The organism is Pseudoalteromonas sp. 23_GOM-1509m (assembly GCF_000518425.1).
Classification (GTDB): Bacteria; Pseudomonadota; Gammaproteobacteria; order Enterobacterales; family Alteromonadaceae; genus Pseudoalteromonas; species Pseudoalteromonas tetraodonis.
The window spans coordinates 293944-312672 of sequence record NZ_KI912433.1 but is presented as its reverse complement, the minus strand read 5'-3'; the positions used below and the strand labels follow the sequence as shown (position 1 = coordinate 312672).

The 18729-nt window shown below is 42.1% G+C and carries 19 protein-coding genes; 18 read left to right on the top strand and 1 reads right to left on the bottom strand.

What is annotated here, in order from left to right; genetic code table 11:
* Positions 1 to 66: 66 nt before the first annotated feature.
* A complete protein-coding gene (locus N523_RS0114830) occupies positions 67 to 654 on the bottom strand; it encodes a DNA-3-methyladenine glycosylase I (protein WP_028833984.1) in 588 nt (195 codons plus the stop codon).
* 129 nt (positions 655 to 783) lie between these two features.
* Between N523_RS0114830 and N523_RS0114825 the strand changes: the two genes are divergently transcribed.
* The 18 genes from N523_RS0114825 (at position 784) to flhA (ending at position 18721) form a co-directional block, all read left to right on the top strand.
* Positions 784 to 1896, top strand: coding sequence for a sensor histidine kinase (locus N523_RS0114825; protein ID WP_028833985.1), 1113 nt, complete (start codon positions 784 to 786; stop codon positions 1894 to 1896).
* The gene (locus tag N523_RS0114820; protein WP_028833986.1) at positions 1893 to 3317 is read left to right on the top strand and encodes a sigma-54-dependent transcriptional regulator; all 1425 of its coding nucleotides are present in this window, start codon (positions 1893 to 1895) and stop codon (positions 3315 to 3317) included. The genes N523_RS0114825 and N523_RS0114820 overlap by 4 nt, the downstream gene beginning before the upstream one ends.
* A 157-nt stretch (positions 3318 to 3474) precedes the next feature.
* Positions 3475 to 3807, top strand: a complete 333-nt coding sequence (gene fliE / locus N523_RS0114815; RefSeq protein ID WP_016899229.1) for a flagellar hook-basal body complex protein FliE — start codon at positions 3475 to 3477, stop codon at positions 3805 to 3807.
* Between the two features lie 20 nt (positions 3808 to 3827).
* Positions 3828 to 5543, top strand: a complete 1716-nt coding sequence (gene fliF / locus N523_RS0114810) for a flagellar basal-body MS-ring/collar protein FliF (RefSeq protein WP_008112179.1) — start codon at positions 3828 to 3830, stop codon at positions 5541 to 5543.
* Positions 5536 to 6576 (top strand): flagellar motor switch protein FliG, encoded by a 1041-nt coding sequence (fliG, locus tag N523_RS0114805; RefSeq protein ID WP_013465559.1) that lies wholly within the window; start codon positions 5536 to 5538, stop codon positions 6574 to 6576. The genes fliF and fliG overlap by 8 nt, the downstream gene beginning before the upstream one ends.
* A 3-nt stretch (positions 6577 to 6579) precedes the next feature.
* Entirely contained in the window at positions 6580 to 7383 is an 804-nt protein-coding gene (gene fliH, locus N523_RS0114800) for a flagellar assembly protein FliH (RefSeq protein ID WP_013465558.1), read from the top strand.
* Between the two features lie 18 nt (positions 7384 to 7401).
* Positions 7402 to 8736 carry a flagellar protein export ATPase FliI gene (fliI, locus tag N523_RS0114795; protein ID WP_008112184.1) on the top strand — a complete coding sequence of 445 codons (1335 nt, stop codon included), beginning with the start codon at positions 7402 to 7404 and terminating at the stop codon, positions 8734 to 8736.
* Positions 8736 to 9182 (top strand): flagellar export protein FliJ, encoded by a 447-nt coding sequence (fliJ, locus tag N523_RS0114790; protein WP_028833987.1) that lies wholly within the window; start codon positions 8736 to 8738, stop codon positions 9180 to 9182. The genes fliI and fliJ overlap by 1 nt, the downstream gene beginning before the upstream one ends.
* 87 nt (positions 9183 to 9269) lie before the next feature.
* Positions 9270 to 11078, top strand: coding sequence for a flagellar hook-length control protein FliK (locus N523_RS0114785; RefSeq protein ID WP_028833988.1), 1809 nt, complete (start codon positions 9270 to 9272; stop codon positions 11076 to 11078).
* A 57-nt stretch (positions 11079 to 11135) separates the two neighbouring features.
* Positions 11136 to 11663 (top strand): flagellar basal body-associated protein FliL, encoded by a 528-nt coding sequence (fliL, locus tag N523_RS0114780; protein WP_013465555.1) that lies wholly within the window; start codon positions 11136 to 11138, stop codon positions 11661 to 11663.
* Positions 11664 to 11672: 9 nt separating this feature from the next.
* A complete protein-coding gene (gene fliM, locus N523_RS0114775) occupies positions 11673 to 12764 on the top strand; it encodes a flagellar motor switch protein FliM (RefSeq protein ID WP_010387912.1) in 1092 nt (363 codons plus the stop codon).
* Positions 12765 to 12784: 20 nt separating this feature from the next.
* Complete coding sequence (gene fliN / locus N523_RS0114770) at positions 12785 to 13183, top strand: flagellar motor switch protein FliN (RefSeq protein WP_013465554.1); 399 nt, start codon at positions 12785 to 12787, stop codon at positions 13181 to 13183.
* Positions 13180 to 13563 (top strand): flagellar biosynthetic protein FliO, encoded by a 384-nt coding sequence (fliO, locus tag N523_RS0114765; RefSeq protein WP_024602027.1) that lies wholly within the window; start codon positions 13180 to 13182, stop codon positions 13561 to 13563. Before fliN ends, fliO begins: the two co-directional genes overlap by 4 nt.
* A gap of 4 nt (positions 13564 to 13567) precedes the next feature.
* Positions 13568 to 14308, top strand: coding sequence for a flagellar type III secretion system pore protein FliP (fliP, locus tag N523_RS0114760; RefSeq protein WP_013465552.1), 741 nt, complete (start codon positions 13568 to 13570; stop codon positions 14306 to 14308).
* A gap of 41 nt (positions 14309 to 14349) precedes the next feature.
* Positions 14350 to 14619 (top strand): flagellar biosynthetic protein FliQ, encoded by a 270-nt coding sequence (locus N523_RS0114755; RefSeq protein WP_010387922.1) that lies wholly within the window; start codon positions 14350 to 14352, stop codon positions 14617 to 14619.
* A 2-nt stretch (positions 14620 to 14621) separates the two neighbouring features.
* Positions 14622 to 15401, top strand: a complete 780-nt coding sequence (gene fliR / locus N523_RS0114750; RefSeq protein WP_013465551.1) for a flagellar biosynthetic protein FliR — start codon at positions 14622 to 14624, stop codon at positions 15399 to 15401.
* A gap of 9 nt (positions 15402 to 15410) precedes the next feature.
* Complete coding sequence (gene flhB / locus N523_RS0114745; protein WP_013465550.1) at positions 15411 to 16541, top strand: flagellar biosynthesis protein FlhB; 1131 nt, start codon at positions 15411 to 15413, stop codon at positions 16539 to 16541.
* A 71-nt stretch (positions 16542 to 16612) separates the two neighbouring features.
* Positions 16613 to 18721: a flagellar biosynthesis protein FlhA gene (gene flhA / locus N523_RS0114740; protein ID WP_008112204.1), complete on the top strand. Its 2109-nt coding sequence runs from the start codon at positions 16613 to 16615 to the stop codon at positions 18719 to 18721.
* The last annotated feature ends 8 nt before the right edge of the window (positions 18722 to 18729 follow it).

Sequence of the window (18729 nt, the reverse complement as noted above, 5' to 3'; positions counted from 1 at the left end):
TAATTCAAACTCGGCGCTATACTTGTCAGCGGGTTTACCCCGCGTCTCGTAACCCGTAACCCCCACCTAGCCTAGCTTTTTAACTTCTTCTTTTCTAAAGCAATTATTACTATGATCGTTAACCATACCGCACGCCTGCATGTAGGCATATACTGTGGTTGGGCCTAAAAATTTAAAGCCACGCTTTTTTAAATCTTTTGCAAATAATGTTGATGCCTCAGTAACTGCGGGGTAATCCGCAAGCGTCTCTAAATCGTTTACCTGAGGTTTATTACCAACAAACCGCCACTGGTAATCACTAAAGCTGCCAAACTCTTTTTGAATAGCAATGAAGCACTTTGCATTATTAATTGTTGCGGCTATTTTTAAGCGGTTGCGAACAATTCCCTCATTTTGCATTAATGTTTCTAGGTCCTGCTCAGTAAAGGCCGCTACTTTATTTACATCAAAGTTTGCAAAGGCGTTTTTATAATTAGCGCGCTTTTTTAATATGGTGTACCAACTTAACCCTGCTTGTGCCGATTCTAACGTTAAAAACTCAAAAAGTAGGTGATCGTCATACACAGGTACGCCCCATTCATGGTCATGATAATCCACGTAGTCTGGTTTTGAAGTATCTAACCATGGACAGCGATACTGAGCTTCTTCTTTCATGCTTATTCCTTAGCGCGTCATTTTTACGGCACGTATTTTAACTATTTAAATTGTTGATATTATTATGAAATAATTTTGGTACATATTGTGCATTAGCCAGTGTATCTACATTATTTTAGAGAGTTGATTATGGCCCTTGCAAGTGTGCTAAAACCCCAGTTTATTTCTGCTAATCAGTATAACCCATGTTTACTGCAAGAGGAGTATGTTGGTGAGTTGAGTGATTTGCGTCAACAAGCAAGTTGGCTCTCTCATCTGGTTGATACCATGCCTGCGGGCGTGATTGTACTCGATGGTAAAGGAATGATCGCTAAGGCAAACCAAATAGCTATCGATATGCTCGGCGAGCCATTAGAAGGAGAGAAGTGGTTTAGCGTTATTCAGCGCTCATTTCGTCCTCATCAAGATGATGGTCATGAAGTGTCGTTAAAAGATGGACGCTTAATAAAGCTCGATATTACTGCACTCGCGCCTGAGCCTGGGCAACTTATACTAATGACCGATTTAACCGAAACCCGACGCTTACAAAAGCGAGTCGCGCATATGCAGCGTTTAAGTGCCTTAGGTAAAATGGTGGCGTCTTTAGCTCATCAAGTACGCACACCGTTATCAGCGGCTATGTTGTATGCCGCAAATTTAGGCTCAAAACGCTTACCCGAAGCGTCTCGCGGCAGTTTTCATACTAAATTAATGTCACGTTTAAAAGATTTAGAAACCCAAGTAAACGACATGCTGTTATTTGCTAAAAGTGGTGATCAACAAGTTGTTGAGCAAGTGTCGATGCAACAGCTACTAAGTGAAGTTAAAGCCGGTGCCGATGCTATGGTAGCGCTCAATGATAGCGAATTAAATGTGAGCTTACCTGAGCCTGATATTGAAATTATGGGTAACAAAACAGCATTGGCAAGCGCAATTCAAAACCTAATTCATAATAGTATTCAAGTCATTGGCAGTGGTGCACAAGTACATCTTAGTGCTTTGCGTGATATACAAGACCCTGATTATGTCCGCATTAGTGTTAGTGATAATGGCCCTGGGCTTGATTTAGCACAAACTGAAAAAATATTTGAACCCTTTTATACCACTAAAAGCCAAGGTACTGGTTTAGGACTTGCCGTTGTAAGTTCAGTGGCCAGTGCACATCAGGGACGTGTTGAAGCAGACAACAACCCACAAGGGGGAGCAATTTTTAGTATGTTGCTACCTATTAGTGTCACATCTAAATTAGGGGAGTCACAATGAGTAACACTATTTTAGTTGTAGAAGATGACGCCGGACTTCGTGAAGCATTAATTGATACGCTTGAAATGTCAGGTATAGCCTGTATGGCCGCCAATAGTGCCGAGCAAGCCATGGTGCTACTAAAAAAAGAAGTATTTTCATTGGTGGTCAGTGATGTACAAATGGGCGCAATGAGCGGCTTGGATTTATTACGTAGTATTAAATTAAATTACCCTGATTTACCCGTACTAATGATGACGGCCTATGCCACTATTGATGATGCTGTAGAGGCTATGCGTTTAGGCGCGATTGATTATATGGCTAAGCCATTTGCACCAGAAGTGCTATTGAATATGGTGAGTCGTTACTTACCAGAAAAAGAAAAAGAAACAGACGGGCCCATTGTCGCCGACCCTAGTAGTATTCAATTACTCGAACTTGCTAATAAAGTTGCTCGATCAGATGCCAGTGTGATGGTGCTTGGGCCAAGTGGCTCTGGTAAAGAAGTACTGGCGCGTTATATTCATGACAAATCAAAACGCTGTAATGAACCGTTTGTAGCGATTAATTGCGCTGCTATTCCAGAAAATATGCTCGAAGCCACTTTATTTGGTTATGAAAAAGGTGCGTTTACCGGTGCGATACAGGCTTGTCCTGGTAAGTTTGAACAAGCGCAGGGGGGTACTATTTTACTTGATGAAATCACCGAAATGGATTTAGGCCTGCAAGCCAAGCTGTTACGTGTACTACAAGAGCGTGAAGTTGAGCGTTTAGGTGGTCGTAAAACCATTGCACTGGATGTACGTGTGCTTGCCACAAGTAACCGAGAGTTAAAAGAAGCGGTTGCTGAAAACCAGTTCCGCGAAGATTTATACTATCGACTCAATGTTTTCCCACTGCTATGGCGACCACTGTGTGAGCGCCCAGGGGACATTATTGTGTTGGCTAAGCATTTGATTGAACGTCACTTAAGTAAAAGCAAAGAGCCAATGGCGTATTTAGATAGCAGTGCAGAGCAAAAACTGCTTAGCCATAGCTGGCCCGGTAACGTACGCGAACTAGATAACGTTATCCAGCGAGCATTAATTTTACGCAGTGGAAATAGTATTGATGAGCATGCTATTTTTATCGAAAATCTAGCCCCAACGCATTTTGTGGCAGAAACTAAAGCTGACATTGAGCCTGTAAAAAGTAGTCTCAGTAACGCTTATTATGATGAAAAAGCAGCGCCTGCAGATGAGCAAAAAAATGATTTGTTAGCCGTCGATACTGGTAGTTACAAAGATGAGCTTAAAGATAAAGAACATCGTATTATTTTAGAAACCTTGGCACGCTGCCAAGGAAAACGTAAAGAGGTCGCCGAAACATTAGGTATTAGCCCGCGTACTTTACGCTACAAATTAGCACAAATGCGTGATTTAGGTATTTCCCTCCCAGCATAACCCCCATAAGCCCTAAGTTCAATCACTTGAATTTAGGGCTGTCAAAACTCTGACTGCTTAATTATTTTACTTAAAGCGTTGTTTTAATTGGTTTTAATTTTTGGCATGTTTTGTGCTTTATTCTCTTTAAGAGTTTACTGCATTATCAGAGACAATTATGAAAATTCAAAACAGTGCTTTATTTCAAGAAATGCAATCAATGGCTGCGGAGGCCACACGTAGTAATCAAGTTAATAACTTGCCAACGCAAGTGCAATCAACCTCTACAGCACAGTTTGGTGACATGTTGAGTAATGCCCTTAATACAGTGCATGAACTTCAGCAAGACACAGGGCAAAAAGTAAAAGCGGTAGAGAATGGCGACAGAAGCGTATCACTTGCCGAGGCTATGATTGCTTCGCAAAAGTCTTCTGTGGCATTTGAAGCTACGGTACAGGTTCGTAATAAGCTTGTTGAGTCTTATAAAGAAATTATGAACATGCCTGTTTAACTAGGTAGTGGAGAATTATTGTGGCGCAATCTAATCAATCTACAGATCTGGCACTTGCTGATGGCATGATGGAGCAAAGTGAAAACGAAGATCAACAAGAGCAAAAATCAGGCTATTTCAGTGCCCTTGGCGGTGTTGATGTTTTACGTCAAATTACCCTGATTGTTGCATTAGCTATTTGTTTAGCCATTGCTATTTTCGTTATTATTTGGGCTCGTCAGCCAGATATGCGCCCTTTAGGTAAAATGCAAACTGAAGAGTTAATAGAAACACTCGACTTTTTAGATGCACAAAAAATTGACTACCAACTTGATGGCAATGTGGTCTCGGTGGATGAAACTGAATATCAAAATATCAAGTTATTGATGACCCGTGAAGGTTTAGATCAAGGGCCTACATCAGGTAGCGACATTATTATGCAAGACATGGGGTTTGGGGTAAGCCAACGTTTAGAGCGTGAGCGCCTTAAACATGGCCGTGAGCAACAACTTGCCCGTACTATAGAAGAGCTAAATAATGTTACTCGCGCCAAAGTATTGTTAGCGATTCCCAAAGAAAATGTGTTTGCCCGTAGAGAGAAAAAACCCTCTGCAACTGTTGTACTTACTCTTAAACGCGGTCGCTCTTTAGATGGCGAAGAAGTTGACTCGGTTGTTGATATGATAGCTTCAGCGGTACAAGGGCTTGAGCCTTCGCGCGTTACTGTGACCGATCAAAATGGTCGTTTATTAAATTCAGGCTCGCAAACCTCTTTAGCTGCACGCTCGCGTAAAGAATACGATATAGAACGTAAACGTGAGCAAGAATACCTAGAAAAAATCGACAGTATTTTGATCCCCGTGGTTGGATTAGGTAATTACACCGCACAAGTAGATTTAAGTATGGACTTTAGTGCGGTAGAAGAAACACAAAAACGTTACAACCCAGATTTACCTGCGGTAAGAAGTGAAACGACCTTTGAAGAAAATAATATTGGTGGCCTAGCGGTTGGTATTCCAGGCGCGCTTACTAATCAGCCACCAGTTAACTCAACTATTCCTGAAGATGCGATGGCGGGCGGTGCAGGCACTGCAACCTCACCGAGTAGAACTCACAAAGAAGCCACTCGTAACTATGAACTCGATACCACTATTTCACATAAGCGTCAGCAAACTGGAGTGATCCGCAGAATAAGCGTCTCTGTTGCGGTTGATTACCTGCCTACGGTGGGTGAAAATGGTGAAACAACTATGACGCCACGCTCGGTTGAAGCCCTGTCAAATATTCGTCGCTTGTTACAAGGTGGCGTAGGCTTTGATATGCAACGTGGCGATGCACTTGAAGTAGTGACCGTACCATTTGTTCGTGAAGACTCAGCGCTTGATTTCGAGTTGCCTTTATGGGAACAAGATTGGTTTATGAAAATGATGCGCTTAGTATTAGGTGCACTGGTTATTATTGTACTGATTTTAGCTGTCGTTAAACCTATGCTTAAACGCTTAATCTACCCAGATAATACACTTGAAGAATACGATGAAGATTCTCTTAGTTCAGGTGTTGATCTTGGTGACAGCACATTAGATATGCTAAATAATGACTTTGATTCTGCTTCTGTTGGCTTCTCAAGCGATGGTACACTACGCTTACCAGACCTACACGGCGACGAAGACTTACTCAAAGCGGTTCGTGCCCTTGTAGCCAATGAACCAGAACTATCATCACAAGTAGTGAAAGCGTGGTTAACAGAAGATGACTGATCAAGAACAAAAACAACTACCTCAAGCGTTTGATGTTGATAAACTTGATGGTGTAGATAAAGCGGCAATATTATTGCTGAGCTTAACTGAAGAAGATGCAGCGCAAATCCTCAAGCACTTAGAGCCAAAACAAGTGCAAAAGGTCGGTATGGCCATGGCGGCAATCGATGATTTGTCGCAAGCTAAAATTAGCGCGGTTCATAATTTGTTTATTGAACAAATTCAAAGCTTTAGTACGATTGGTTTTCAGTCTGAAGACTTCATCAAAAAAGCACTTACAGCCGCATTAGGTGAAGATAAAGCCGCCAGCTTGATAGACCAAATAGTGATGGGCTCAGGCGCTAAAGGTCTTGATTCATTAAAATGGATGGACTCTAAACAGGTGGCTAACATTATTCGTAATGAGCATCCACAAATTCAAACAATTGTTCTCTCTTACCTAGAGCCTGAACAGTCGGCTGAAATTTTAGCGCAATTTCCTGAAAAAGTGCGCCTCGATTTAACCATGCGTATTGCTAATTTAGAAGAAGTACAACCGGCAGCATTGCAAGAATTGAATGAAATTATGGAAAAACAATTTGCCGGTCAAGCGGGTGCACAAGCTGCGAAAATGGGTGGCTTAAAAGCTGCGGCAGATATCATGAACTACCTCGATACCAATGTTGAAGGGCAGTTAATGGATTCAATCCGTGAGCATGACGAAGAAATGTCGCAACAAATTCAAGACTTAATGTTTGTCTTCGAAAACTTAATGGATGTAGACGACAGAGGCATTCAAGCAATCCTGCGTGAAGTGCCGCAAGATGTATTAATGAAAGCCATTAAAGGGACCGACGATGCCCTTAAAGAGAAAATTTTGGGTAACATGTCAAAACGTGCTGCTGAAATGCTCGCTGATGATTTAGAGGCTATGGCTCCTGTGCGCATTAGTGAAGTAGAAGCGGCGCAAAAAGAAATTTTATCAACAGCACGTCGCCTTTCTGATTCAGGTGAAATTATGCTTGGTGGTGGCGGTGGTGAGGAGTTCTTATAACCTATGAGTCACTCTAAAGGTCGCCCATTACATGCAGATGAAGCTGATGAGTTATTAAAAAATTGGCCAATTCCTGATGTTGCTCCTGATGAGCGAAGCTTTCGCAATCGCTCTACGGCTTATGGCACACCCTTAGCCGAGCTATACCGTAAAGAAATAGCAAAAGAGCAAGTAGAAGAACCGGAAGAACCAGAGCTGCCTTCATTAACTATGGTAGAGCTGGAGCGTATTCGCCAAGATGCCTACGAAGAAGGCCTTAAACAAGGGCACGAACAAGGCTATATAGATGGCTTTGACAAAGGCGTAACCGAGGGTAAAGAGGCGGGTTACAAAGAAGGTGTAGAGCTGGGTAAAACACAAGGCCAAGAAGACGTTAAACCCTTAATTGATGAGCAGTTGACCAGCCTGCGTGGCTTACTAGATAGTTTAAGCGACCCGCTTAAAAAAGTGGACGAGCAAGCAGAAAAACAGCTGGTACAGCTAGCCACTATGCTCAGTGAAGCGATTATTTATCAAGAAGTAAAAACATCACCTGATATTATTTTACATACTTTGAAAAAAAGCATTGATGCACTTAATGCAGAACAAGAAAAAGTTCGAATTCATCTTCATCCAGATGACTTATCGCTGATAAAAACCAGTTATGGCGAACAAGCTATTGAAGATAATCATTGGCAATTAATTGCAGAACCCACTCTAGAGCGGGGCGGTTGTGAAGTTAAAACAACGTTATCATCTTTAGATATGACCTTGAAAACCCGTGTCAAAGAAACGTTGGATAGCTTTTTGCATAACAGTGGTATCTAACTTTTTTATTGGCGTGTTATGTCTGTGAGCGATACTTCATTAAGCGAACGCTTATCTCAATACCAACGGCATATTAAAATTCCAGCGCCTGCAGTCGCGGGAGTTTTAACGCGTGTGGTTGGTTTAACACTGGAAGCCAAAGGTTTGCGCGCTCCGGTAGGCAGCCAATGTAAAATTGAAACAATGAACGGCTTTGTTGACGCTGAAATTGTTGGATTTAACGATCAAACTTTGTATTTAATGCCTAACGACCACATTTCAGGCGTACTGCCTGGTGCGCGAGTTATCCCCCAAGTTAATGACACAGGTTTGCCTGTTGGCATGAGCTTACTTGGTCGAGTGGTAGACGGCTTAGGCAGACCTTTAGATGGCTTAGGTAAAATTAATGCAGAACATACACTCAAATTTGCTCAAAATGCAATAAACCCTCTTGCAAGACGCCCCATTAGTAAGCCTATGGATGTGGGGGTACGTGCTATTAACTCGGTGATTACTGTCGGCCAAGGCCAGCGCATGGGCTTATTTGCAGGCTCTGGTGTGGGTAAATCAGTATTATTAGGCATGATGACCCGAGGCAGTGAAGCCGATGTGATTGTAGTGGGTTTAGTCGGTGAGCGTGGTCGAGAAGTAAAAGAATTTATTGAAGAAATACTGGGTGTTGAAGGGCGTAAACGTTCAGTTGTTGTTGCAGCCCCCGCTGATGCCTCACCATTAATGCGATTAAAAGGCTGCGAAAGTGCGGTAACCATTGCAGAGTATTTTCGAGATCAAGGCTTAAACGTATTGTTATTACTCGACTCGGTGACGCGTTATGCTATGGCACAGCGTGAAATCGCGCTGGCTGTGGGTGAGCCCCCTGCAACAAAAGGCTACCCACCTTCAGTATTTGCTAAATTACCTGCGCTGGTGGAAAGAGCGGGTAATGGCGGGGAAGGGCAAGGCTCTATTACTGCCTTTTTTACCGTACTGAGTGAAGGCGATGACATGCAAGACCCGATTGCTGATGCTGCACGTGCCATACTTGACGGACATATTGTTTTATCACGTGATTTAGCCGACAGCGGCCATTATCCTGCCATTGACATAGAAAAATCGATTTCACGGGTTATGCCACAAGTGGTGTCTGAGTCGCACATGCAACAAGCTCGTGTGCTTAAGCAAGTGTATTCAATGTATCAACAGAACAAAGACATGATCACCTTGGGCGCTTATCAAAAAGGCAGTGATCAAATGCTCGATCAGGCGATAAACATGATGCCAAGAGTGAACGCATTTTTACAACAAGGGATGCGTGATGTGATTAGTTATGATGACGGCCTTCAAGGGCTAGCGCAATTATTAGGACAAGCATAATGGCTAAAAATAAACTGCATTTGTTGCTCAGGCTCGAAAACGAAAAAGAAGAAACGTTACGCATGAGCTACTTGCAAGCTAATCAAAATTTGCAATTAAATCAGCAAAAGCTGCAAGGCTTAAATGACTTTCGACTTGAATACACGCAGCAACTTCATATTAAGGGGCAATCGGGTTTATCAAGTGCCGGATTTAGTCAGTATCATGCATTTATTGCTAAAATTGAAGAAGCGATCCGTCAACAAGCAAGCACTGTTAATACCGCAAAGCAGGTGGTTAGCCAGCGTAAAACTTTGTGGTTAAAGCAACAAGTAAAAGCGAAAGCGGTTGCTAAGTTAATTGAAAAACAACAGATAAAAGCGGATATATTGGTCGCTAAGAATGAGCAAAAAATGCTCGACGAGTTTTCCTCTAATCAGTTTTATCAAAGGCATAAAGCACTATAAGGTAGGCATGCTAATTGCTTAGATTCTACAAGAGCAATGATTTTTAGGATTGTGCGGTGGGCTGTTGCCGCTTTTATTAGGTGATTTATGGCGATGAATGATATTTCAATGTTAGCGGTATCTGAGCAAGACTCATACTTAGTTAAAAAAGACAGTGATAAAGCAAAGCTAGACAGCAGTAATGATGCGGGCTTTTTTGATCAATTAGCACTTGCTAACCAAGCCTCTGAAACACATAGTGCGCAAGCCAAAGTGCCACAAAAACAACAATCAGATGAACAAGTCGACCTAAAAGATCAAACCAGCGAAGAACAGCCTTTGAGCGGTGAAGATATGCTGGCGCAAATTAATGCGGCACAAGTCATCGATACCTCAGTAAAAAATAACCCCCATGGTGGTGCGCAGTTAATAGACAAAGACGCTGTTAAAATAAACGCTAAGCCTGAAGATAAGCTGGCACCTATTATTACTATGCCAAGTGATGCCGTTGTGGATGATGAAATCATTCCACAAACACAAAATGTACAAGGTGCTAATTTAGCAGGAAAAGGCGAAGGTGAGCCGACACTGCTTGACACAAAAGCGCTAGCAGCTGTTAATGCGAGTCAAAAAGGCGATGTTGTTTCAAGTCAATTAGCAACAGATAAGGTGGCCGATAAGCCGACTGATACCACAACCGTAAAATCATCATTAGACTCATCAATTTTGGCGCTGTTATCAAAAGATGATAATGCCATTAAAGCAGATAAATTATTGGCAAATTTAACACCTGCTCAGCAAGGTGAATTAGCCACTGAGCTTAATGCGATGAGCAAGCCAATTAATAAAGATAACCTAGCGGATTTAAAGCAATTACTCAGTAAGTATGTGAGTGAAAGTGAGAAGCCGCAAACACCTCAGCAGACCATTAATGCACAAATAAGTACGTTAACTACCTCAGAAAAACAGGCCTTACTCAATCAGTTGCAGGGTTACGTTAAAAATGAATCTTTATCAACGAAAGAACTTACCTCGCTAAAAGGAGTAATCAGTGATTTAGAGACCGCGATTAACGCGGACAGCTTGTTTAGCGCCAAAGATAAGCCACTATTTTCAAATAATGCTTTGGCGGGAGCAATAGCGCCAAAAGCACAGGCTGGTACTGAATCAGCCAATGTAAAACCTGAGCTAAAATTAGAGAGTTCAAAATCGGTAGCTGATAACCCTGAAGAGCTTGCCAAACAGTTAGACGCATTACAAAAAGAGAGCATGCGCAGCACTAATGCTGAGCAAATGCCACCGCGTGCAGCACAAATTTTCTCTCAGATCATTAATATATTTGACAAACAGTCGCTTAGTAGTCTCGCTAAATACGATACTTTAGGGTACGAACAAGCTATTATTGAAGCGCAAAGCTTGCAAGCAGGACAGTTACAAAGTACAGCACAAGCGAAACAAGTAAGCATTGATCCTGCCACGTTACAGGCTTTAAACATTATTAAAAGTGATGCGGCAAAAATGCTACAAGAGCGGGTTAGCTCAATGTTAAGTATTAATAATAAAGAAGCTGAAATTCGCCTAGATCCGCCAGAAATGGGCAGCATGCAAATTCGTATTAGAAGTGATGCTGAGCAAGCACAAATCAACTTTGTAGTGCAAAACCAGCAAGCCAAAGAAGCGCTGGAGCAGTCGTTACCTAGGCTTAGAGAAATGCTGATGCAGCAAGGTTTAGAACTAGGTGAAAGCAGTATTTCTTACGGTGATTCCTCAGGTGAGCAAGCACAGCAACAAGAAGGTGATGCACAAGGGCAAATGGCCAATAATCGCTCTACAGATGAGACAAATAGTGAGCAACCAGATAAGCAAATACAGGGTTCTGGACAACAAACGTCATCATCAATAGATTACTATGCCTAAGTCCTGCTATTATAATAGTTAAAACAAGCAAATACCTTTGCAAATAAAGGAAATACAATGGCTGAAGATACTAATTTAGAAATAGAAGAAGTAAGTAAAAGTAAAAGCAAACTCATAATAATTATTGCCGCTGTATTACTTATTGTTGGCGCTGTGGCAGGGTACTTTTTATTATCAGGTGGTGATGAGCCAGTAGAAACCCTTGCAGATGATGCTGCCAATGGTGAGGTAGCTGCTGCGCCAACAAGTTCTTCGGCAACGGTTGGCAGTGCTTTATATGTTGCGATGCCTAGACCGTTTATTTTTAATGTGCCAGGGGCTAGTCGCGATAGAATTGTACAGATTAAAGTGCAATTATTAGTGCGCGGCGATGGTAATGAAGAAACGGCTAAAAAACACATTCCACTGATTGAAGGCACACTCCTGAGTGTATTTTCCATGACAACGGCTGATGAACTTAGCACCAGTGTAGGCAAAGAAACACTGCGTTTTACTGCACTTGATAAAGTACAGGCCGCTATGATGGATGTTGAAGGGAATAAAGTAATTGAGCGGGTACTATTTACCGGCTTTGTGATGCAATAAGGGGCCAGTGTGAGCGATTTATTATCCCAAGACGAAATTGATGCACTATTACATGGTGTCGATGAAGTCGAAGAGGAAGATATACACGACGGTGAAGATGGTGAGGGAAGTACACTACAGTACGACTTTTCTTCGCAAGATCGCATCGTGCGTGGTCGCATGCCGACACTTGAAATTGTTAACGAGCGATTTGCCCGTCACATGCGAATTAGCTTATTTAACATGATGCGCCGCACCGCTGAGGTGTCAATTAACGGCGTGCAAATGATCAAGTTCGGTGAGTACATACATACCTTGTTTGTACCAACGAGTTTGAATATGGTGCGTTTTCGCCCACTAAAAGGCACCGGCCTTATTACCATGGAAGCACGCTTAGTATTTATACTGGTAGACAACTTCTTTGGTGGCGATGGCCGTTATCATGCCAAAATTGAAGGACGTGAATTTACCCCAACAGAACGCCGAATCGTGCAAATGCTGCTAAAAATAATCTTTGAAGATTACAAAGAAGCATGGGCACCGGTGATGGATGTGTCGTTCGAGTACCTCGATTCTGAGGTAAACCCTGCGATGGCTAATATTGTTAGCCCAACCGAAGTAGTGGTTATCAGCTCTTTTCATATTGAGCTGGATGGTGGCGGGGGAGACTTTCATATTGCGCTACCTTATTCAATGCTCGAACCTATCAGAGAGCTATTGGATGCGGGTGTTCAGTCTGATACTGAAGATACCGATTTACGTTGGAGTAAGGCGCTTCGTGACGAAATAATGGACGTAGAAGTCGATTTATCGACCCAGCTACTTGAAGTTGATTTAAGCTTAAAACAAATAATGGAGCTCAAAGCTGGGGATATAATTCCAGTTGAAATGCCTGAGCATATTACCGTATTTGTGGAAGAGCTCCCTACATTTAGAGCTAAAATGGGTCGTTCACGCGATAACGTTGCGCTACAAATTAGTGAAAAAATTAAACGCCCTGATTCAGTTAAATCTGAGCTGCATGTCTTTACCAAAGGCGGCAAAAAAATTGATTCAGATGCAGAATTAGCAGAACTAGAAGATGATTTACACCTTTCAAACGGTGTAGACTTAGACTGGTAATTGATTAAAAGGTTAAAAGTATGAGCGATGATCAAGATACAATGGACGAATGGGCAGCAGCACTTGCTGAAGCTGAAGGCACTGACGATAGTCCTGAGGTCAAAGTAACCGAGCTTGATGAGCTTGATGATTCAAAGCATGAACTCAGCGGTGAAGAAAAACGTAAACTCGATACTATTTTAGATATTCCCGTTACTATTTCTATGGAAGTAGGGCGTTCTAAAATTAATATTCGTAATTTATTACAACTTAACCAAGGTTCGGTCGTTGAGCTTGACAGGGTTGCCGGCGAACCGCTTGATGTTTTAGTTAATGGTACTTTGATTGCGCATGGCGAAGTGGTTGTGGTGAACGATAAGTTCGGTATTCGTTTAACGGATGTAATTAGCCAGGTTGAACGGATCAAAAAGTTACGATGATAGCACTAGCCAGTTTAAGCAATTCGGTGTTTGCAGCAACAGATGCTGCAACACCGACCACAGATATCGTATCCATGGTGTTATCTTTGGGTATGGTTGTGGTGTTAATTTTAGTGTTGGCTTTTTTTGTAAAAAAGCTCAATCCAAATTTAACCAATAACGATGAGTTTAAAGTGATCCGCAGTCTTCCGTTGGGATCACGTGAGCGCTTAATGGTGGTTGAAATAGATAATGCACAGCACCTATTAGGGGTTACTCCACACAGTATTAATTATCTACACAAGTTAGAAACCCCCCTAACAGAAAAAGAGTTACCAGAATTAGCGAAGCGGTTTGGCAAAATGTTGAATCCGCAACTTAATCAAAATAAAAAGAACTAATATTATGACTAAATGGCTGCTTTTCCTATTTGCCATGGTGTTCGTCCCAGGGGTCAATGCCGAGGGGATTGACGCGCTGACGATCACCACTAATGCCGATGGCACCCAAGACTACTCAGTGACGCTACAAGTGTTGGCGATCATGACGGCTATGAGCTTTATTCCAGCCGCCATTATCATGATGACCTCTTTCACTCGAATTATTGTTGTTTTAGCTATTTTGCGCCAAGCCATTGGTTTGCAGCAAACGCCTTCGAACCAAGTATTACTAGGTATGTCGCTGTTTTTAAGTATTTTTATTATGGCGCCAATTTATGAGCAAATAAATGAGCGCGCTATCGAACCGTATTTAAGTGAACAAGTAACGTCACTTGAAGCACTTGATTTAGCCAAAGAGCCAATGAAAGCGTTTATGCTCTCACAGGTACGTATAAAAGATTTAGAAACCTTTGCTAAAATAGCAGGTTACGATCAGCTTGACTCGCCTGAAGCAACGCCAATGGTTGTGCTTATTCCTGCGTTTGTGACCAGTGAGCTACAAACCGCTTTTATTATTGGTTTTATGTTTTTTATTCCCTTTTTGATTGTCGATTTGGTGGTTGCATCGGTATTGATGGCCATGGGTATGATGATGTTATCGCCCATGATTGTGTCGCTACCGTTTAAGATTATGTTGTTTGTATTGGTTGATGGGTGGAGCTTGGTGATGGGTACACTCGCTAAAAGCTTTGGCTTGGGCACGTAGTTGTGCACTCTTCATTGAACCAATCACATTAGGAGTCGTCCATGGAACCTGAAGTATTTGTTGATATTTTAAGTGGAGCCCTATTTTTAGTGATTAAGCTGGTGTCTGCCATTGTGGTACCTGGCTTAATTATTGGGTTGGTTGTGGCTGTGTTTCAGGCAGCAACCTCAATTAACGAACAAACACTGAGTTTTTTACCGCGTTTATTAATCACCATCAGTGCCCTGATTGTGGGAGGACATTGGTTTACTCAAGAGCTAATGGACTTTTTTAATCGCTTAGTGCTGCTTATCCCCGAAATTGCAGGTTAACAATGGAATTTCCATTTTCCGTTGTCATTCAATGGTTAAGTGATTTTTTACTGCCCTTAGTGCGCATCAGCTCTATGATCATGATCATGGCGGGTATTGGCGCAAAAAACGTACCTGCTCGAATAAAAATGGGCTTGGCTGTTGTGGTCACCTTCTTAGTTGTTCCTGTTCTTCCTGCTGCTACATTTACTAATCTATTTTCTTTTGAAATGATTTTAGTGGTACTCCAACAAATGTTGATTGGTGTCGCAATTGGTTTTGCGTCCACACTATTACTCAATACGTTTGTGTTAGCCGGTCAAATTCTTGCTATGCAAACCGGTTTAGGTTTTGCATCTGTTGTTGACCCCTCTAATGGGATGAGTGTGCCTGCAGTGGGGCAATTTTATCTTATATTAGCTACCTTATTATTTTTTGTGTTTAATGGTCATTTAATGATGATTCAAATGGTGGTGCACAGTTTTGAAGTACTCCCGATTGATGGCAATTGGTGGGCGGTTGATCATTACTGGGACATAGTGACATGGGGTGGTTGGATGTTTACCACTGCATTAGTGCTGTCATTAGCACCATTAACCGCCATGCTGGTTATTAATATGGCATTTGGTATTATGACCCGTGCTGCACCGCAGTTAAATATTTTCTCGATAGGCTTCCCGTTTACCTTAGTGGCAGGGCTCGTTATTATTTGGGCAACGCTCGGTAACTTTGTCACTCAGTTTGAGTTCCAATGGCTAAAAATGGTTGAGCTGATGTGTACTCTAGTTGGTTGTTCCCCTTAGGAGAGCGTAATGGCTGAAGATTCCGGACAAGAAAAAACCGAAGAACCCACCCCCAAAAAAGTTGATGATGCTAAAAAGAAAGGCCAAATAGCGCGTTCTAAAGAGTTAGGTACCATGTTTGTGCTTATTTTTTCTGCTATTTCCTTATTAATGTATGGGCCTGAAATTGGCAAAGGCTTGTACCGCATTATGGGAAGAATGCTGAGTCTTAACCGCAATGAAACCTACGACACCACCAAAATGTTTGCCGTATGGGGAGAGGTGGCCGACGTACTGTTATTTCCTATGTCGATGTTTGTACTCATTATTGTATTGGCTGCATTTATCGGTAATACCATGCTTGGCGGCTTTAATTTTAGTTGGCAAGCAGCTGCGCCCAAAGCCAGTAAAATGTCGCCAATGAAAGGCTTTACCCGCATGTTTGGTCCACAAGCGGCTATAGAATTGCTTAAGTCATTATTAAAGTTTGGCTTGGTGGCCGCATTTGCTATTTTTTTAATTAATACGTTTTTTGATGAAATCTTACATTTAAGTATAGAAAGTGCGCCTGGCAATATTGTTCATGCTTTGGAAATTTTAGCGTGGATGTTTTTAGGCATGTCTTGCACCTTAATTATTATTGCTGCTATTGACGCCCCATTTCAAAGCTATAGTCATAACAAACAGCTTAAAATGACTATGCAAGAGGTAAAAGACGAATATAAAAACTCAGAAGGTGATCCGCAGATTAAAGCGCGCATAAGGCAAACCCAACGTCAAATGTCGCAAAAGAGAATGATGCAGGATGTGCCAGACGCCGATGTTATTGTTACCAACCCTACTCACTATTCCGTAGCTTTAAAATACGATACAGAGCGAGCAGGCGCGCCTATTGTACTAGCCAAAGGTGTGGATGAGCTCGCCATGCAAATTCGTAAAATTGCATTGGGTAATGAAGTGCCTATTGTTGAGTCTCCAACTTTAACCCGAGCGCTTTATCATACTGCAGAAGTGGGTGAGCAAATCCCCGATCAGCTCTTTACTGCGGTTGCTCAAGTGCTTGCTTATGTGTTTCAGCTTAAACGGTTTAAAAAAGGCCGTGGAAAACGCCCTGTTGCCCTTAATAAAAAGCTGCCTATCCCCGATGAATTTAAGTATTAACTGCTAACCAACTAACTTGGAATAGTTATTGCAATTTCAGCGTAGTGTCAATTTTTTGAAATTGTAGAGTTATGGAATTTAAAGCGGTATTACAACAACTTAATAAAGATAAAAAAGAATATGCGAAGGGCGTTGGTACACCGCTTTTGGTGTTGGCTGCGCTGGGCATGGTTATTTTACCACTGCCTCCATTCCTGCTTGATATATTATTTTCGTTTAATATCGCGCTTGCGTTAGTTGTATTACTGGTCACTGTATACACCATGAAACCGCTTGAGTTTGGGATGTTCCCAGCGGTGCTGTTAATTGCAACCATAATGCGCTTAGCACTCAATGTGGCCAGTACCCGGGTGGTACTGCTTGAGGGTCATAACGGTGGGGATGCTGCTGGTAAAGTTATTGAAGCATTTGGTTCAGTGGTAATCGGTGGTAACTACGCCGTGGGCTTGGTGGTGTTTTTAATTCTGATCATCATTAACTTTGTGGTAATCACCAAAGGTGCTGGTCGTATTTCAGAAGTATCAGCGCGTTTTACTCTAGATGCTATGCCAGGTAAGCAAATGGCCATAGATGCAGATATGAATGCCGGTTTTATCAGTGCCGAGCAAGCCAGAGAACGTCGTGAGGAAGTAACCCGTGAAGCTGACTTTTATGGTTCTATGGATGGTGCTAGTAAATTTGTAAAAGGTGATGCTATTGCTGGCATAGTCATTTTAGTGATCAATATTGTGGGTGGCTTATTTGTTGGCATGATCCAACATGATTTAAGTTTTTCACGCGCTATGGAAGTGTACACACTATTGACCATTGGTGATGGCTTAGTCGCGCAATTACCTTCATTACTACTTTCAATTGGTACTGCAATTGTTGTAACCCGTCAAAATGAATCGCACAACATGGGCGATCAGTTTAAGAAGCAATTAGGTAACGAAAAGTCGTTATTTATTGCCTCAGGTATCCTTATTACTATGGGCTTAGTCCCAGGTATGCCACACCTTGCATTTTTAAGCTTAGGGGCGCTTTTAGGTTACCTTGCATACTATACTCAGCAAAATAAACTGAAATTAGCCGCTGCAGAAGCAGAAGAAGCCGAAAATGCCGCCTCAGGTACCGGAATTGCGGCTAAACAAGAGCAAAAAGAACTGGGTTGGGATGATGTTCAACAAGTTGATGTTATTGGTCTAGAAGTCGGTTACCGACTCATTCCTCTCGTTGACCAATCACAAGGTGGCGAGCTGTTAAACCGTATTAAAGGAGTGCGTAAAAAACTATCTCAAGAGCTGGGCTTTTTAGTGCCGCCGGTGCATATACGCGATAATCTAGAACTCGACCCAAATGCATACCGCATAACCATGATGGGTGTATCAAGTGGTGAGGGTGAGCTTAAACATGGTGATGAATTAGCGATTAACCCAGGCCAAGTATTTGGCCCGCTAAAAGGAATTGAAACTAAAGATCCTGCGTTTGGTTTAGATGCAGTTTGGATAAAACCTGATCAAAAAGATGAAGCACAGTCTTTAGGTTACACGGTGGTTGATTCGGCTACCGTGGTGGCAACCCATATTAGCCAGTTACTCACCAATAGCGCCGCATTATTACTCGGACATGAAGAAGTACAGAACTTATTAGATATGTTAGGTAAGAGTCACCCTCGCTTAGTTGAAGGACTTGTACCTGAGGTATTACCGCTGACCACCATCGTTAAAGTACTACAAAATTTATTAAACGAAGGGGTGGCAATACGAGATATGCGCTCAATTGTTCAAACCCTTGTTGAGTATGGCCCTCGTAGCCAAGACCCAGATGTATTAACGGCTGCAGTGCGAATATCACTGCGTAGATTAATCGTTCAAGATGCCGTTGGTATGTCTTCTGAAATCCCTGTCATAACCTTGGCGCCTGAGTTGGAACAGATGTTGCATCAGTCACTTCAAAATGCAGGTGATGAAGGTGCCGGAATAGAACCAGGGCTTGCTGATAGACTTCAAACATCATTGAATGAAGCGCATCAAAATCAAGAAATGGCCGGTGAACCTTCAATATTGCTAACGTCAGGAATGTTACGCACTGTGTTATCTCGATTTGTTAAATACACCATTCCAGGATTGCGAGTGATGTCTTATCAAGAGATACCAGATGAAAGACAGATCAAGATTGTCAGCTCTGTAGGCCAACAATAAGATTTTAA

What these genes read in the sequence shown, in the direction of transcription:
- N523_RS0114830 (WP_028833984.1), bottom strand. Translation starts at nt 654, where the DNA reads ATGAAAGAAGAAGCTCAGTATCGCTGTCCATGGTTAGATACTTCAAAA.
- N523_RS0114825 (WP_028833985.1), top strand. Translation starts at nt 784, where the DNA reads ATGGCCCTTGCAAGTGTGCTAAAACCCCAGTTTATTTCTGCTAATCAG.
- N523_RS0114820 (WP_028833986.1), top strand. Translation starts at nt 1,893, where the DNA reads ATGAGTAACACTATTTTAGTTGTAGAAGATGACGCCGGACTTCGTGAA.
- fliE (WP_016899229.1), top strand. Translation starts at nt 3,475, where the DNA reads ATGAAAATTCAAAACAGTGCTTTATTTCAAGAAATGCAATCAATGGCT.
- fliG (WP_013465559.1), top strand. Translation starts at nt 5,536, where the DNA reads ATGACTGATCAAGAACAAAAACAACTACCTCAAGCGTTTGATGTTGAT.
- fliH (WP_013465558.1), top strand. Translation starts at nt 6,580, where the DNA reads ATGAGTCACTCTAAAGGTCGCCCATTACATGCAGATGAAGCTGATGAG.
- fliI (WP_008112184.1), top strand. Translation starts at nt 7,402, where the DNA reads ATGTCTGTGAGCGATACTTCATTAAGCGAACGCTTATCTCAATACCAA.
- fliJ (WP_028833987.1), top strand. Translation starts at nt 8,736, where the DNA reads ATGGCTAAAAATAAACTGCATTTGTTGCTCAGGCTCGAAAACGAAAAA.
- N523_RS0114785 (WP_028833988.1), top strand. Translation starts at nt 9,270, where the DNA reads ATGGCGATGAATGATATTTCAATGTTAGCGGTATCTGAGCAAGACTCA.
- fliL (WP_013465555.1), top strand. Translation starts at nt 11,136, where the DNA reads ATGGCTGAAGATACTAATTTAGAAATAGAAGAAGTAAGTAAAAGTAAA.
- fliN (WP_013465554.1), top strand. Translation starts at nt 12,785, where the DNA reads ATGAGCGATGATCAAGATACAATGGACGAATGGGCAGCAGCACTTGCT.
- fliO (WP_024602027.1), top strand. Translation starts at nt 13,180, where the DNA reads ATGATAGCACTAGCCAGTTTAAGCAATTCGGTGTTTGCAGCAACAGAT.
- fliP (WP_013465552.1), top strand. Translation starts at nt 13,568, where the DNA reads ATGACTAAATGGCTGCTTTTCCTATTTGCCATGGTGTTCGTCCCAGGG.
- N523_RS0114755 (WP_010387922.1), top strand. Translation starts at nt 14,350, where the DNA reads ATGGAACCTGAAGTATTTGTTGATATTTTAAGTGGAGCCCTATTTTTA.
- fliR (WP_013465551.1), top strand. Translation starts at nt 14,622, where the DNA reads ATGGAATTTCCATTTTCCGTTGTCATTCAATGGTTAAGTGATTTTTTA.
- flhB (WP_013465550.1), top strand. Translation starts at nt 15,411, where the DNA reads ATGGCTGAAGATTCCGGACAAGAAAAAACCGAAGAACCCACCCCCAAA.
- flhA (WP_008112204.1), top strand. Translation starts at nt 16,613, where the DNA reads ATGGAATTTAAAGCGGTATTACAACAACTTAATAAAGATAAAAAAGAA.